At 69.9% G+C, this 14,363-nt stretch carries 12 protein-coding genes; 4 read left to right on the top strand and 8 right to left on the bottom strand.

What is annotated here, in order from left to right; translation table 11 throughout:
• Positions 1 to 18 precede the first annotated feature (18 nt).
• Positions 19 to 492: a type II 3-dehydroquinate dehydratase gene (aroQ, locus tag C6Y14_RS17490; protein WP_107017621.1), complete on the bottom strand. Its 474-nt coding sequence runs from the start codon at positions 490 to 492 to the stop codon at positions 19 to 21.
• Between the two features lie 185 nt (positions 493 to 677).
• On the opposite strand from aroQ, the gene C6Y14_RS17485 reads away from it, so the two are divergent.
• Positions 678 to 1,982, top strand: a complete 1,305-nt coding sequence (locus tag C6Y14_RS17485; RefSeq protein WP_107017620.1) for an MFS transporter — start codon at positions 678 to 680, stop codon at positions 1,980 to 1,982.
• 144 nt (positions 1,983 to 2,126) lie between these two features.
• Here the strand turns inward: C6Y14_RS17485 and C6Y14_RS17480 are convergent, their stop codons facing one another.
• From C6Y14_RS17480 to C6Y14_RS17445, 7 genes are all read right to left on the bottom strand, one after another.
• Positions 2,127 to 3,227, bottom strand: coding sequence for a calcium:proton antiporter (locus C6Y14_RS17480; protein ID WP_107017619.1), 1,101 nt, complete (start codon positions 3,225 to 3,227; stop codon positions 2,127 to 2,129).
• Positions 3,228 to 3,420: 193 nt separating this feature from the next.
• Positions 3,421 to 3,723: a hypothetical protein gene (locus C6Y14_RS17470; RefSeq protein WP_107017618.1), complete on the bottom strand. Its 303-nt coding sequence runs from the start codon at positions 3,721 to 3,723 to the stop codon at positions 3,421 to 3,423.
• Between the two features lie 126 nt (positions 3,724 to 3,849).
• Positions 3,850 to 4,863 (bottom strand): TerC family protein, encoded by a 1,014-nt coding sequence (locus tag C6Y14_RS17465; protein ID WP_107017617.1) that lies wholly within the window; start codon positions 4,861 to 4,863, stop codon positions 3,850 to 3,852.
• A gap of 318 nt (positions 4,864 to 5,181) precedes the next feature.
• Complete coding sequence (locus C6Y14_RS17460) at positions 5,182 to 7,215, bottom strand: TerD family protein (RefSeq protein ID WP_107017616.1); 2,034 nt, start codon at positions 7,213 to 7,215, stop codon at positions 5,182 to 5,184.
• A gap of 58 nt (positions 7,216 to 7,273) precedes the next feature.
• Positions 7,274 to 7,852: a TerD family protein gene (locus tag C6Y14_RS17455; protein WP_055615261.1), complete on the bottom strand. Its 579-nt coding sequence runs from the start codon at positions 7,850 to 7,852 to the stop codon at positions 7,274 to 7,276.
• Between the two features lie 142 nt (positions 7,853 to 7,994).
• Positions 7,995 to 10,127 carry an excinuclease ABC subunit UvrB gene (gene uvrB, locus C6Y14_RS17450; protein WP_107017615.1) on the bottom strand — a complete coding sequence of 711 codons (2,133 nt, stop codon included), beginning with the start codon at positions 10,125 to 10,127 and terminating at the stop codon, positions 7,995 to 7,997.
• Positions 10,128 to 10,167: 40 nt separating this feature from the next.
• The gene (locus tag C6Y14_RS17445; RefSeq protein ID WP_107017614.1) at positions 10,168 to 11,028 is read right to left on the bottom strand and encodes an MHYT domain-containing protein; all 861 of its coding nucleotides are present in this window, start codon (positions 11,026 to 11,028) and stop codon (positions 10,168 to 10,170) included.
• Positions 11,029 to 11,305: 277 nt separating this feature from the next.
• On the opposite strand from C6Y14_RS17445, the gene C6Y14_RS17440 reads away from it, so the two are divergent.
• The 3 genes from C6Y14_RS17440 (at position 11,306) to C6Y14_RS17430 (ending at position 14,291) form a co-directional block, all read left to right on the top strand.
• Complete coding sequence (locus C6Y14_RS17440) at positions 11,306 to 12,178, top strand: glycerophosphodiester phosphodiesterase (RefSeq protein WP_107017613.1); 873 nt, start codon at positions 11,306 to 11,308, stop codon at positions 12,176 to 12,178.
• A gap of 92 nt (positions 12,179 to 12,270) precedes the next feature.
• Positions 12,271 to 12,825: a methylated-DNA--[protein]-cysteine S-methyltransferase gene (locus tag C6Y14_RS17435; protein ID WP_107017612.1), complete on the top strand. Its 555-nt coding sequence runs from the start codon at positions 12,271 to 12,273 to the stop codon at positions 12,823 to 12,825.
• Positions 12,826 to 13,019: 194 nt separating this feature from the next.
• Positions 13,020 to 14,291, top strand: coding sequence for an MFS transporter (locus tag C6Y14_RS17430; protein WP_107017611.1), 1,272 nt, complete (start codon positions 13,020 to 13,022; stop codon positions 14,289 to 14,291).
• The last annotated feature ends 72 nt before the right edge of the window (positions 14,292 to 14,363 follow it).

Genomic DNA, 14,363 nt, shown 5'->3' with positions numbered 1-14,363 from the left:
CACTGACATCGACCGCCGTCAGGCCTCCGCCCGCCCCGTCCCCGCCAGCGCGGCGACCCGCTCCACCCCGAACACGTACCCCTGCACCCCGCAGCCCGCGATGACACCGTCGGCGCGCAGGGAGACGTACGAGTGGTGCCGGAAGGCCTCGCGCTGATGGATGTTGGAGATGTGGACCTCCAACACGGGCAGGCCGTCGCAGGTGTTGAGGGCGTCCAGGATCGCCACAGAGGTGTGCGAGTAGGCGCCCGGGTTGATCACGATTCCGGAGTGGTTGAGGCGTGCCTCGTGGATCCAGTCGACCAGTTCGCCCTCGTGGTTGGACTGCCGGAAGTCGACCGTCCCGCCGTGCGCGGCCGCCGCCTTGGCACACAGCGCCTCGACGTCGGCGAGGGTGTCGGAACCGTAGATCTCCGGCTGCCGCTGGCCGAGGAGGTTCAGGTTGGGGCCGTTGAGAATCATGATGGGGGCGCTGGCCAGGGTGCGGGGCACGGTTCCTCCGGTCCGGTCGGATGGGTCGGCCCGTTCAGGACCGCTGCTCGGACCCGGTCTATCACGGTGCGCGAACACCGGAGAGGGCCCCCTTGAGGGCCCGGCGCGTTACGGGGGCGTACCGAGGCCGTCCGGGCTCCCGCGCGCCCCCGTAACTCATGGTGACCGTGGGTAGTTGACGCGGCATGCACCGTGCACGCACAGTAAAGCCCCCTTCCATGCTGCGACTCGCGGCCGCGGCACTCGCCGGGACCGCCATCGAGTTCTACGACTTCTTCATCTACGGGACGGCGGCGGCGCTCGTCCTCGGCCCGCTGTTCTTCCCGACGTTCTCGCCGCTGGCGGGGACCCTGGCGGCGTTCGGAACCTTCGGTGTCGGGTTCGTGGCGCGGCCCCTCGGCTCGGTCCTGTTCGGGCACATCGGGGACCGGCACGGCCGGCGGCCCGTACTCGTCGCCTCCTTGTTGCTCACCGGTGCCTCGACCGTCGCGGTGGGCTGCGTACCGACATACGCCTCCATCGGTACGGCCGCTCCCGTGCTGCTCCTCGTGCTGCGTTTTCTGCAGGGTCTCGGGCTCGGCGGGGAGTGGGGCGGGGCGGTGCTGCTGACCGCCGAGCACGCGCCCCCGGACCGTCGCGGGCTGTGGTCGAGCTTCCCCCAGATCGGACCGGCACTGGGGTTCGTCCTCGCCAACGGCGTGATGCTGGGCCTGTCGGCGACACTCTCCGACGCGCAGTTCGCGTCCTGGGGCTGGCGGGTGCCGTTCTGGGCGGCGGGCGTGCTCGCGGCGGCCGGGCTGTGGCTGCGCTCCTCGCTCGCCGAGAGCCCGAGGTTCCTCGAAATGCGGGAGCACGCACGCGTGCCGCTCGTCGAGGTGGTCCGCGGCCACTGGCGCCTCGTACTGCTGACGGCCGGGGCGCTCTCTGTCGGATACGCGCTGTTCTACGCGGTGACAACCTGGTCCCTCGCCTATGCGACCGAACGGCTCGGGGTGAGCCGTACCGTCATGCTGGCCATCATCATGGCGGCCGTCGTGGTGAAGGGTGCGCTCACTCCCCTGGTGGCCGTTCTGAGCGACCGCTACGGGCGGCGGCCGCTGTGTCTGGCCGGCTGCGCGGGTGCCGCCGTATGGATGTTCCCGATGATCGCGCTGCTGTCGACGGGGGAACCGCTGCTGATGTTCCTGGGCTTCCTGGTGGCCCTGATCGCGTTCGTGACGATGTTCGCCGTGATCGCCGCGTATCTGCCGGAGTTGTACGAGCCACGGGTGCGCTGCACGGGCGCGGCCGTGGGCTACAACCTGGGCGGGGTGCTCGGGGGCGCGCTCACTCCGATCGTGGCGACGGCGATCGCCGATCAGAGCGGGCGGGTCCCGTGGGGCGTGGCCGCCTATCTGACGGGCATCGCGCTGCTCAGCCTCGGCTGCTTCGCACTGCTCCCGGAGACACGGTTCGTGAAGGTGGCGGCGGTGGAACCGGCGACGAGCTGAGCGGCTTCGGCGTTCGTGCGTCAACGCTTGCGGAAGCAGCCCGCGTAAACGCTTGCGCAAGCGTTTGCGCGGGCTGCTTCCGCAGGTCGCACCAACGGTCGTGCCGCCGGTACGCGTACCGCTCCCCACCCGGGTCCCGGACGTCTACGGATTGATCGCAAGCTCCAGATACGCCGCGAACAGCACCAGATGCACTCCGCCCTGCAGCGGGGTCGCCCGGCCGGGGACCACCGTGAGCGAGCTGACCACCACGGTCAGGGCGAGCAGCACCATATGGGTCGAGCCCAGGCCGAGAACGAGGGGTCCGGAGAGCCAGATGGACGCGACCGCCACGGCCGGGATGGTCAGGCCGATGCTCGCCATCGCCGAACCGAGGGCGAGGTTCAGGCTGGTCTGCACCCGGTCACGCCGGGCGGATCGCAGTGCGGCGATCGTCTCGGGGAGCAGCACGAGCAGAGCGATGATCACGCCGACCACGGAGTGCGGCATCCCGGCCGCCTCCACCCCGGACTCGATGGTGGGCGAGACGCCCTTGGCGAGGCCGACCACGCCGACGAGAGCCAGGCCGAGGAAGCCCAGACTGACCAGGGCGGTCCTGGAAGGCGGGGTGTCGGCGTGGTCGTCCGCGTCAATCACCTCTCCCTGCCGGGTGATCGGCAGGAAGTAGTCGCGGTGCCGCACGGTCTGTGTGGCCACGAACATGCCGTACAGGACGAGGGAGGAGAGTGCGGCGAAGGTGAGCTGGGCCGTGGAGAACTCCGGCCCCGGCTTGCTGGTGGTGAAGGTCGGCAGCACCAGGCTGAGCGTCGCCAGGGTCGCCACGGTCGCCAGGGCGGCGCCGGTGCCCTCCGCGTTGAAGACGGCCAGGCCGTGCCGCAGGGAGGCGACGAGCAGACTCAGGCCGAAGATACCGTTGCAGGTGATCATCACGGCCGCGAAAACGGTGTCACGGGCCAGTGTGGCGCTCTTGTCCCCGCCGTCCGCCATGAGAGTGACGATCAGCGCCACCTCGATGATCGTGACGGCGACGGCGAGGACCAGCGAGCCGAAGGGCTCCCCGACCCGGTGGGCGACCACCTCGGCGTGGTGCACCGCGGCCAGCACGGCGCCGGCCAGCACCAGCGTCACGAGGGCCACGACCGCGCCGGGCAGCCCCCGTCCCCAGGTGAGGGCCAGCAGGACGATCGCGATCACGGGCACGACGGCCGTCCACTGCGTCACGAGTGACCGAAGCCGAACGATCATGCAGCGATCGTCGCAGTCACAAGCGAGCCCCGCACTCCGGCGGCGGGCAGTCCCGGCTGCACGCGGCCCCGCCCGCAGCCGCGTCCGTACCCGCGGCTGCGGCTGCGGGTGCGGGTGCGGGTGCGGGTGCGGCTGGGCGTGCCGGCCGTGCCCGTGGCCGTCGCCGCCGGGGGCGCCCCTGCTGGTCCAGCCGTTACTTCAGTTCGGACGACTCGCGTACATCGCAGTCGGTGAACTGGGGCGGCCTGCTGCACAGCTCCGCCATGCGCTCCGCCATCCTGGTCGTCCCGGGGTCTTCGCTGTTGCGCATCGCCTCGTCGAACGACTCGAACTCAAGGAGCACGAGGTAGCGGTTCGGCGTGTTCCGGTCCTGCAGGACCATGCGGTACGTGGGGCCGCCGCCGTGTCCGGCCGAGCCCTTCTCGGCCTCGCGGACCAGCTCCCGCAACTCGTCGATGCGCTCGGTCTCGAAGTCGATGATCTGCGCGAACTTCATGGGTACCTCCACTCGGCCGCGCCCCCGGGCCGGGGACCGCTCAGCACACAAGCAAGCACCGGGAGCGGTCGTCGGCAATTCGCCGAGCGTCGCTCCCGGTGCTGGTTGTTTCTACGTCCGACGCGGTCAGACGTCGATGCTGTCCTTCTGGGACCCGTCACCCTTCTGCGGGCCTTCGGCCTGCCGCGCCTCTTCGGCCGCCTGCTTCTTGGAGGCCATGAGGCTGGTGATCGTGGTGATCACGAGGACACCGCAGATCACACCGAGGGAGACCGGGATCGAGATCTCCGGGACGTGGACGCCGGACTCGTGCAGCGCGTGCAGCACCAGCTTGATGCCGATGAATCCGAGAATGACCGACAGGCCGTAACTGAGGTGGACCAGCTTCCTGAGCAGTCCGCCTATGAGGAAGTACAGCTGTCGCAGACCCATGAGCGCGAAGGCGTTGGCCGTGAACACGATGTACGGGTCCTGCGTCAGGCCGAAGATCGCGGGGATCGAGTCGAGCGCGAAGAGCACGTCGGTGGTGCCGATCGCGAGCATCACGACCAGCATCGGGGTCATGACCCGCTTGCCGTTCTGCTGGATCCACAGCTTGGTGCCGTGGTAGCGGTCGGCGACACCGAAGCGGCGCTCGACTGCCTTGAGGAGGCGGTTCTCCTCGAACTCCTCGTCCTCGTCGTCGGCGCGGGCTTCCTGGATCAGCTTCCACGCGGTGTAGATGAGGAACGCGCCGAAGATGTAGAAGACCCACGCGAAGCTCGCCAGGATCGCGGCACCCGCGGCGATGAAGATCGCGCGCAGGACGAGGGCGATGAGCACACCGATCAGCAGCACGCGCTGCTGGTACTGCGTGGGCACCGCGAACTTCGCCATGATCAGAACGAAGACGAAGAGGTTGTCGACGCTCAGCGACTTCTCGGTGATGAAGCCGGCGAAGAACTCACCGGCGGGCTGGCCGCCGGAGAAGAGCAGCAGTCCGAGTCCGAACAGCGCGGCCAGGACGATCCAGACAACCGTCCAGATCCCCGCTTCCTTGATGGACACGTCGTGCGGCTTGCGGCCGATGAAGAAATCGACCGCGATGAGGGCGGCGAGGCCCACGATCGTCAGGACCCAAAGGGTCACGGAAACATCCACTGCGCCTCCGGCAGTTCGTAACGGCAAGTGTCAGCGTCGTCGCTGCTGGAGGTCTCTTCCACCCGATGTGTCCGGGGCGCATGATGCGCCCGGGGTTATCCGGGCCGACGCCCCGGGATCCGGCCGGATCCGTATTGACGGGTACGTCGCAGTAGGTAGGGAGTACTCCCCTCCGCACTCACGACAGTACCCCAATCACCAAGGAAAGGTAAAGAGATTGGTAAAAGGAGTGCCAAGTGCGCTGGTCAGAGGATTTGACGAACCCTTGGTGAAGCTGGGGAGGGCCGACAGGGCTCAGCGGGTGAACCCCGGCGGACCTCAGCGGTTCCAGGAGCGACGGGCGGTCGCGACCTGGGTGAGGACGTGCTGGAGCACCTGGCTGCCCGGCGGGACACGCGAAGGGTCGTAGGTCCATGTGTGTCCGACCCAGGGGTCGGCGAGGTGGTCGTCGGGCACCGGCGTGAGCCGGAGCAGAGACCGCCACAGCGGGTCGAGCAGCGGCCCGTAGGCGGCGGCGTCCTCCCGGTCGGCGACCAGCATGAGGTGCACCCCGACGGCCGGTCCCTCGTCCGCGAGATAGCGCAGCTGGGTCACGGCACGGTCGTCGAAGCCGTGCGGGAAGTCGTTGACGATCAGCAGCTGCTCGGCCGGGTCGAGATCGGACGGCAGTGAGTCGGCCGCCCCGCCCCGGATCGCCATCTGCACCAGGTCGACCCGCTGGGTCAGCCGGGCCAGTACCTCGTTCACTCCCGCGGCGCCCACGGCGGGCGGCGCCGCGAGGACTCCGGTGCTCACCAGCGGCGCGAGGGACGAGGCCGCCGAGCCGGCCGCGTCGATGACGTGCACGGTGTACTCGCCCGCCGGATAGACGGCGAGCAGCCGGGCCGCGTGCGCCACGGCCGTGTCCATGGCGAGGCGGCGCAGGTCGTCGGAGTCCGCGATCGAACCCTCGAACGACCCCGTACGGCCGCTGTCGATCCACAGTCCGCGTTCCAGCGGCAGCCGCACCAGCATCGGAATGCTGAGGCCGGCGCTCTCGGGCAGGTGCAGATCTCCCAGGCGCACGGCCATGGGGATCTCCATCGGGACGCGGTAGCCGTGCCAGGCGGGGTTGTCCCACCGGGCGAACGCGGGTGGCAGTGCCGGTTCGACGACCTCGGCCTCCGCGGTGAGCTGGGCGAGGTCTCGGTCGAGCGCCTCCCTGGCCCGGTCGACCAGCTCGGCGTGCTTGGCGCGGGCCGCCTCGCGGGCGGCATCGCCCTGGCCGCCGATCCGGGCGCGCGGGTCGGACAGAGCCTTGTCGAGTTCCTGCTCCATGCGGGACTCGGCGAAGTCGACCGCGCTGCGGTACGCGGCGGTGGAGCGGGCCAGGTCCTCGAACATGCCCCACACCTGGTTGTACAGGCGCTCCTCCATGGACCAGCCGGTCGCGTCGCCCGCCACGGGCTGGGCGGGCTGCCCCGGCCGGGCCGGGGGTGCGGTCGGCGGGGGCGGAGGCGGTGCGGCGGCCTGCCGGCCGGGGTGGCTGTAGTTGACGGGGCCGCCGGCCCCGGCGGGGTGTGTGACGGCGGACGGGTCCGCCGGTGCGGAAGCCGTGGGATAGGCGGCCTGCGGCGCCCCGGGCCCGGCACCGGACGCGATGGGTCCCTGGCCGCCGGGGTGCCCGTGCTGCGGTGACACCTGGCCGGGCGCTCCTGGGGACGTCGATCCGCCCTGGTCCTGCCCCAGCGCGGGTGTCGCGGCATGCCGGGAGCGGTCGCCGTCGGCCGCACGGGGCGGTGGCGCGGCCACCGAGCGCGCGAGGCCCTGGACGACCGCTTCGTTGATGCTGCCCGCGAGCTGACGGGCCTGGGGAAGGCCCTGGTCGGTGAGGAGCTCGGCGAGGCCGCCCGCGTATCCCTGGCCCACGGCGCGTACCTTCCAGGCGCCCTGCCTGCGGTAGAGCTCCAGTGCGACGACGGCCGACTCTGCGTCGAGACCCGTGACCGTGTAGCTGGCGACCTCGGAGCCGTCGAGTCCGGTGACCGCGACGAAGGGGGCGGCGACGGCGCCGAACCGGACCGGACCGCCTACTCCGGTCGGCAGGGCCAGAAGCACACTGACCCGGTGCACGGTCTCCGGCAGGGCGTCGAGGTCGCACGCGAGCCGGTGATCGGCAGCCGCCTGCTTGGACACCTCTATGCCCGGCAGAGTGGGTGAGCCCGGATGGGCCACCCACTCGACTCCCTGCACCTTGCCGTGCTCGTCGCTGAGCGTGGCCCCGGCCACGACCGGCTTGCCGGCCGACACCCGGATCTCAAGTCGGGCCTGGGAGAGCGGGTGGTTCTGCCCCCGGACCAGCTCAGCCGTCATCGCCTTCGTTCCCCCTGTGTACTCATGTGCCGGCGCCGGGCCGACTGGCCGGACGTGACTACAGGTGCGGCAGGATCGCCGGCATCAGGTCCTGGAAGGTACGGCCGTTGGCAGGCGTGCCGAGGGCCGTCATCTGCCAGCCCGCGCCCGCGCGGTGGACCTTCGCCATGATCTGCGCGGTGTACTGCCCGCCGCCCGCCAGGGTGTAGCGGGCCAGCTCCTGGCCGTTGGTCTCGTCGACCAGACGGCAGAACGCGTCCTGCACCTCCTGGAACGTCTGGCCCGTGAACGAGTTCACGGTGAAGACGATCTGGTCGATGTGGACCGGGATGCGCGCGAGGTCGACGAGGATCGCCTCGTCGTCGCCGCCCTGGCCCACGCCGCCGACGAGGTTGTCACCGGTGTGCCGCACGGAGCCGTCGTCGCTGACGAGGTGACGGAAGAACACCACGTCGACCGGCTGCTTGTCGGCGAACAGCACGGCGGACGCGTCGAGGTCGATCTCGCGGGTGCGAGAACCGAACAGGCCACGTCGCGGGGCGGCCTGCCAGCCGAGCCCCATGCGCACCGCGGTCAGCGTGCCTCCGTCGTTCTTCTGCAGACTGATGGCCTGACCCTTGGTCATGTTGACCGTCACGCGCTGTTCCCTTCTCGGACTGTCTCCCCTGTTGCCGCAGAATCCTGCGGTTGACCAGCAACCCTACGCAGAGCCACTGACAGCCCCGAAGCCCGGTGCACACTTTGTGTCGGTCTTGCAACACTGCGCGCCGACCGGGACGTCAGGCGATACCCGCCTCCTTCATCTGCCGCAGCTCCTTCTTCATCTCCGAGACCTCGTCACGCAGTCGCGCGGCGATCTCGAACTGCAGGTCGGCGGCGGCGGCGCGCATCCGCTCCGTCATCTCCTCGATCTGCCCGGTGAGCTCCGCTGCGGGGCGATCGGTCGGCACGGTCGCCTTGTCCTTGCCGGACCTGGTTCCCTTGGCCGCCTTGGATCCCAGTGCGGGCACCGGGGCCTTGGCGCTCTTGCCGTCCTTCGACTTGCGGTAGCCCGAGCCGAGCAGCTGCTCCGTGTCGACGTCCTCGCGGGCGATCTGCGCCACGATGTCGTTGATCTTCTTGCGGAGGGGCTGGGGGTCGATGCCCCGCTCCGTGTTGTATGCGACCTGCTTCTCCCGGCGGCGGTTGGTCTCGTCGATGGCCTTCTCCATCGCCGGGGTGATCTTGTCGGCGTACATGTGGACCTGACCGGACACGTTGCGCGCCGCGCGGCCGATGGTCTGGATCAGCGAGGTGCCGGAGCGCAGGAAGCCCTCCTTGTCGGCGTCGAGGATCGACACCAGGGAGACCTCGGGCAGGTCGAGGCCTTCCCTGAGGAGGTTGATGCCGACGAGGACGTCGTACTCACCGGCGCGCAGCTCCCGCAGCAGTTCGACCCGGCGCAAGGTGTCGACGTCGCTGTGCAGGTACCGGACCTGGATGCCCATTTCCAGGAAGTAGTCGGTGAGGTCCTCGGCCATCTTCTTGGTGAGCGTGGTGACCAGGACGCGCTCGTCCTTCTCGGTGCGCTTGCGGATCTCGTGCACCAGGTCGTCGATCTGGCCCTCGGTGGGCTTGACGACGACCTCGGGGTCGATGAGGCCGGTGGGGCGGATGATCTGTTCGACGAAACCGTCCCCGCGCGAGAGCTCGTACTTGCCGGGCGTCGCCGACAGGTAGACGGCCTGTCCGATGCGCTGCTGGAACTCCTCCCACTTCAGGGGGCGGTTGTCCAGGGCGGAGGGCAGCCGGAAGCCGTGGTCGACGAGGGTGCGCTTGCGGGAGGCGTCGCCCTCGTACATCGCGCCGATCTGCGGAACCGTGACGTGCGACTCGTCGATGACGAGCAGGAAGTCGTCCGGGAAGTAGTCGAGCAGCGTGTTCGGCGGGGAGCCGGGCTCGCGGCCGTCGAAGTGCATCGAGTAGTTCTCGACGCCGGAACAGGAGCCGATCTGGCGGAGCATCTCCAGGTCGTACGTCGTGCGCATGCGCAGCCGCTGCGCCTCCAGGAGCTTGCCCTGCTTCTCCAGCTCGGACAGGCGCTCGCCCAGTTCCTTCTCGATGTCGTTGGCGGCGCGCTCCAGGCGCTCGGGCCCGGCGACGTAGTGGGTGGCCGGGAAGATGTACAGCTGCTGGTCGTCGGTGATGATCTCGCCGGTGAGCGGGTGCAGCGTGGAGAGGGCCTCGATCTCGTCACCGAACATCTCGATGCGGACGGCCAGCTCCTCGTAGACCGGGAAGATCTCGATGGTGTCGCCGCGGACGCGGAAGGTGCCGCGGGTGAAGGCCAGGTCGTTGCGCGTGTACTGGATGTCGACGAAGCGCCGGAGCAGGTCGTCGCGGTCGATCTCGTCGCCGACCTTGAGGTTGACCATGCGGTCCACGTACTCCTGCGGCGTGCCCAGGCCGTAGATGCAGGAGACCGAGGCGACCACGACGACGTCGCGTCGGGTGAGCAGCGAGTTGGTGGCGGAGTGACGCAGCCGCTCCACCTCCTCGTTGATCGAGGAGTCCTTCTCGATGTAGGTGTCCGACTGCGGGACGTAGGCCTCGGGCTGGTAGTAGTCGTAGTACGAGACGAAGTACTCGACCGCGTTGTTCGGCAGGAGCTCTCGGAACTCGTTGGCGAGCTGGGCGGCCAGCGTCTTGTTCGGCGCCATCACGAGGGTGGGGCGCTGCAGCTTCTCGATCATCCACGCGGTGGTGGCGGACTTTCCCGTGCCGGTGGCGCCGAGGAGGACGACATCCTTCTCACCGGCGAGGACGCGCCGCTCAAGGTCGGCGATGGCAGCGGGCTGGTCGCCGCTGGGCTGGTAGGGACTGACGACCTCGAAAGGCGCCACCGTGCGTTCGATCTTGGATACGGGCCGCATGGAATCAACCGTACGACCCCGCACTGACAACGGGGTCCTCTCACCGGTTCTGCGGGGTCCGTGAATCGTCGTGGTGGCGGGAGCGCGGGCCGGGCACGCGTCCGCGACCGGTGGGGTGGACCGTGTGGGCCGGGATGCCGGGCTTCTGCTCGGCGGCGCTCCAGTCGGGCTTGCCCATGACCATCAGCGGGTCGAACATCACGACGACGCCGGCGAGCAGCAGGAAGGCCAGCGGGCCGATCATCAGGGGCGCGAGCAGGGAGGCGGGCGAGTCCCCGGCGGGGGCGCTGGTGGCGCCGTGCAGATGGACGCTGAGGGCGGCCATCCCCGTGTAGTGCATGCCGCTGACGGCGAGGCCCATGACGAGGCTCGCGCCCACGCTCCACAGGAAGCCGCGGACCTGGCCCGCCGCCCACAGGGCTGCGATCGCGGCGGCGACGGCTATGACGACCGAGGCGGCGACGGTGAGGGTGTTGTACTCAAGCTTCCCGTTGAGGCGCATTCCGGCCATGCCCAGGTAGTGCATGGAGGCGACGCCGAGTCCGGTGATGGTGCCCCCGGTGAACAGGGCCGTTCCGGAGGCTCCCCGGTATCCGACGATGAAGATCCCGATGCCGACCATGACGATCGCGACGCCGAGACTCGCGAAGGTCATCAGCATGTCGTAGTTCACCGGGCTCTCCCTGACGGAGAACCCCATCATCGCGATGAAGTGCATGGTCCAGATGCCGGAGCCGATCGCCGCGGACCCGAGGGCGAGCCAGCCCGGACGCCAGGAGCGGGTGACGAGCATCGACCTCGTGGTGCAGCGCAGACCGAGCGCTCCGCCGAGACACGCCATCAGGTACGCCACGAGCGGCGTGACGAGTCCGTAGCTGAATCCGTCGACCGTGCCCTGCATGCGCGGTTGCCTTTCCGCCCTGTTACATCCCGGAATTCCGTGAAATGCCCCCGCCCCAGGAGCGCCTCGGCGACCAGGGTTGTCGCAGAGAGTATGACTCGCACCTGAACGGTCGAACGATTTTCCGGCAAAGAATCACGACCTTGCCCCAGTTGTGCGGCACACGTGATCGGGCTTGGGCAACTCCATTCAATTTATGGCCATCCTGTACCCCCCTAAAGTTGACCCCCTGCTGTCACTCTGAGACCGTCCGTGATCGCAGACGCTAGGAGACCGCATGCACGCGCGCGCTGCCGCCGCCACGACCACCGCGCTCCTGGGAGCCGCCGTCGTTCTCCCCGCCCCCCTCGCCCACGCAGCCGTGAGCACCGACCAGCCCCTGGTCATCGCACACCGCGGAGCCTCGGCCCAAGCCCCCGAGAACACCCTCGCCGCCATCGACCGGGCGGCCCGTCTCGGGTTCACCTGGGTCGAGAACGACGTCCAGCGCACGAAGGACGGCAAGCTCGTCGTGATCCACGACGACAGCCTGGCCCGCACGACCGATGTGGAGCAGGTCTTCCCCAAGAGGGCCCCTTGGAAGGTGAAGGACTTCACCGCCGCGGAGATCGCCCGCCTCGACGCGGGCAGCTGGTTCAGTGCCCGCTACAAGGGTGCTCGCGTTCCGACGCTGAAGCAGTACATGAACCGGGTCTCGCGCAACCACCAGAAGCTCGTCCTGGAGATCAAGAACCCGCAGCTGTACCCGGGCATCGAGCGGGAGACCCTCAAAACCCTCAGCAACGAGGGCTGGCTGGGCCCGGCCTCCGTACGGCGCAAGCTGGTGATCCAGAGCTTCAGCGCGGACAGTGTGCGCAAGGTGCACTCCCTGCGGCCCGACGTCAAGACGGGATTCCTGGGCACCCCGTCGGTCGCGGAGCTGCCCGCGTACGCGCGGTTCGCCGACCAGATCAACTCGTCGCACACGACGATCTCCCGCGGGTACGTCGCGGCGATCCACGCGTTCGAAGGGCCGCACGGCAAGCCACTGGAGATCTTCACCTGGACCGTCGACACCGCTGCGGACACGCGGCGTGTCGCAGGTCTCGGAGTGAACGGCGTCATCACGAACAAGCCCGACGTGGTGCGGAAGGCTCTTCGCGAGAGCTGAGCGCCCTGACCTACGGCCTGTCGCCGATGGCCGGACGCCCGGACGCGTCCACGCCACTGGCGTTGTCAGTGGTGCGCCGTACCGTGGAACACATGAACAGCCATGAGCGGGACGAGCAGCGGGTGGTGTGGGCCGTCGTCGACAGCGCCATCGGCCCGCTGCTGCTGGCGGCGACCGGCGAGGGCCTGGTCAGCGTCGTCTTCCACGCCACGGACGAGGTGCGCGACAAGACCCTGGAGCGGCTCGGAGGGCGGTTCGCCACCGAGCCGGTCGAAGCGCCTGGTTCCCCTGCGCTGGCCGAGGCGATACGTCAGTTCGCGGCGTACTTCGCGGGCGAGCGGCGCGACTTCGAGCTGCCCCTGGACTGGTCCCTGATCTCCGGTTTCAACCGTCAGGTGCTGCGCGAGCTGGCGTCCGGCGTTCCCTACGGGGCGGTGGTGGGCTACGGCGACCTGGCGCGGCGCGTCGGCCAGCCGGGGGCGGCCCAGGCGGTGGGGATGGCCATGGGAGCCAATCCGCTGCCGGTCGTCGTGCCCTGTCACCGGGTCGTGGAGAGGGACGGCGGCATCGGCGGGTTCGGGGGCGGCGTGGAGACCAAGCGGAAGCTGCTGGCTCTGGAAGGGGTGCTGCCGGAGCCGTTGTTCTAGCTATCGGGCTTCTGGAAGGGCTCGGGTTCGAGGCCGCCGCTGTTGTCTTGGGGGTGTCCTGAGCTCAGGACGAGGGGGGAGACTGCGCCGGTGACCACGCCCGACTTCACTCGTGTGTACGCGTCCGACCCGGTGCGGTTCGCCGATCCGGGCCGCGTACGCGCCCTCGTTCCGCTCGCTCGGACGTGTCCGCGGTGACCGCCGTCGAGCGGCCGGTCGCCGTGCCCTTCGACGCGGCCGGACTGCCCGCGCTGCGACGCCGGACCTCCGCCGTGCTCATCGCCAGTCAGATCCTCGGCGGGCTCGGCGTGGCCACGGGCATCGCGCTCGCCGTGGTCCTCGCCCAGGAAGTCGCCGGTACGGAGTCGCTCGCCGGGCTCGCGCCCACCGCGACCGTCACCGGGACGGCGGTGCTCTCGGTGCCGCTGGCCGCGCTGATGACCGCGCGCGGTCGCCGGCCGGGGCTCGTGCTGGCCTACCTTATCGGCGCGTCGGGGGCCGGGATCGTGGTGGCAGGCGCGGTCATGGGCAGCTTCCCGCTGCTGCTGGTCGGCATGGCGGGCTTCGGCGCGGCCTCCTCGGCGAATCTGCAGGCGCGGTTCGCTGCCGCCGATCTGGCCGAGCCGGAGCGGCGGGCACAGGCAATCTCCAACGTCGTGTGGGCCACGACGATCGGCGCGGTCCTCGGCCCCAACATCGCCGCGCCCGCGGGCCGCAGCGTCTCCGGGCTCGGCATACCGGAGGCGGCGGGCCCCTTCGTGTGGGCGGCCGGGGTGTTTCTCCTGTCCGCGCTGCTGGTCGCGGTGCTGCTGCGGCCCGATCCGCTGCTCACCGCCCGCGCGCTGGCGCCAATCGAGGAGCGGTCCCCCGCGGCGCGGTCCATCAGGGCGGGGGCGGCCGCCGTCCGGGCGTCCCCGCGTGCACGGCTGGCTCTGGTGACGGTGGCCGTGTCGCACACGGCGATGGTGTCGGTCATGTCGATGACTCCGCTGGATCTCGGCCACCATGGGGCGGGCATCGATCTGATCGGACTGGTCATCAGCGTCCACATCGCGGGGATGTACGCGTTCTCGCCCCTCATGGGGCGGCTGTCCGACCGGTTCGGCCGCCTCTCGGGGATAGGCCTGGCCGTGGCCCTGCTGGCCTGTGCGGCCCTGCTCGCGGGTACCGCGGGCGCCGATCACCGGCAGACCGCCGCCGGGCTTTTCCTGCTGGGCCTCGGCTGGTCCGCCGGTCTCGTCTCCGGCTCCGCGCTGCTGACGGACTCCGTGCCGCAGCCCGCGCGCGCCGCCGCGCAGGGACTCTCCGACCTGACCATGAACGCCTCGGCGGGACTCGGCGGAGCCGCCGCGGGTCTCGTCGTCGCACAGGCGGGCTACGGCTGGCTGAACGCCGTCGCCGCGTGCCTGCTGCTGCCGCTCGGCGCGCTGGCGCTGTTCACCCGGCGCGGAAGGTCCCGTCCGTGATGTGCCCGATGGGGCCCGCGCGAAGGCTGGCCGGAACGGTTCGCCGGTAGCAGACTCCGCCGTGCGCACCAC

The sequence above is a fragment of the Streptomyces dioscori genome, assembly GCF_003024195.1.
Classification (GTDB): Bacteria; Actinomycetota; Actinomycetes; order Streptomycetales; family Streptomycetaceae; genus Streptomyces; species Streptomyces dioscori.
This window is presented reverse-complemented; position numbering and strand designations above follow the sequence as displayed.

What these genes read in the sequence shown, in the direction of transcription:
- C6Y14_RS17485 (WP_107017620.1), top strand. Translation starts at nt 678, where the DNA reads ATGCACCGTGCACGCACAGTAAAGCCCCCTTCCATGCTGCGACTCGCG.
- C6Y14_RS17480 (WP_107017619.1), bottom strand. Translation starts at nt 3,227, where the DNA reads ATGATCGTTCGGCTTCGGTCACTCGTGACGCAGTGGACGGCCGTCGTG.
- C6Y14_RS17470 (WP_107017618.1), bottom strand. Translation starts at nt 3,723, where the DNA reads ATGAAGTTCGCGCAGATCATCGACTTCGAGACCGAGCGCATCGACGAG.
- C6Y14_RS17460 (WP_107017616.1), bottom strand. Translation starts at nt 7,215, where the DNA reads ATGACGGCTGAGCTGGTCCGGGGGCAGAACCACCCGCTCTCCCAGGCC.
- uvrB (WP_107017615.1), bottom strand. Translation starts at nt 10,127, where the DNA reads ATGCGGCCCGTATCCAAGATCGAACGCACGGTGGCGCCTTTCGAGGTC.
- C6Y14_RS17445 (WP_107017614.1), bottom strand. Translation starts at nt 11,028, where the DNA reads ATGCAGGGCACGGTCGACGGATTCAGCTACGGACTCGTCACGCCGCTC.
- C6Y14_RS17440 (WP_107017613.1), top strand. Translation starts at nt 11,306, where the DNA reads ATGCACGCGCGCGCTGCCGCCGCCACGACCACCGCGCTCCTGGGAGCC.
- C6Y14_RS17435 (WP_107017612.1), top strand. Translation starts at nt 12,271, where the DNA reads ATGAACAGCCATGAGCGGGACGAGCAGCGGGTGGTGTGGGCCGTCGTC.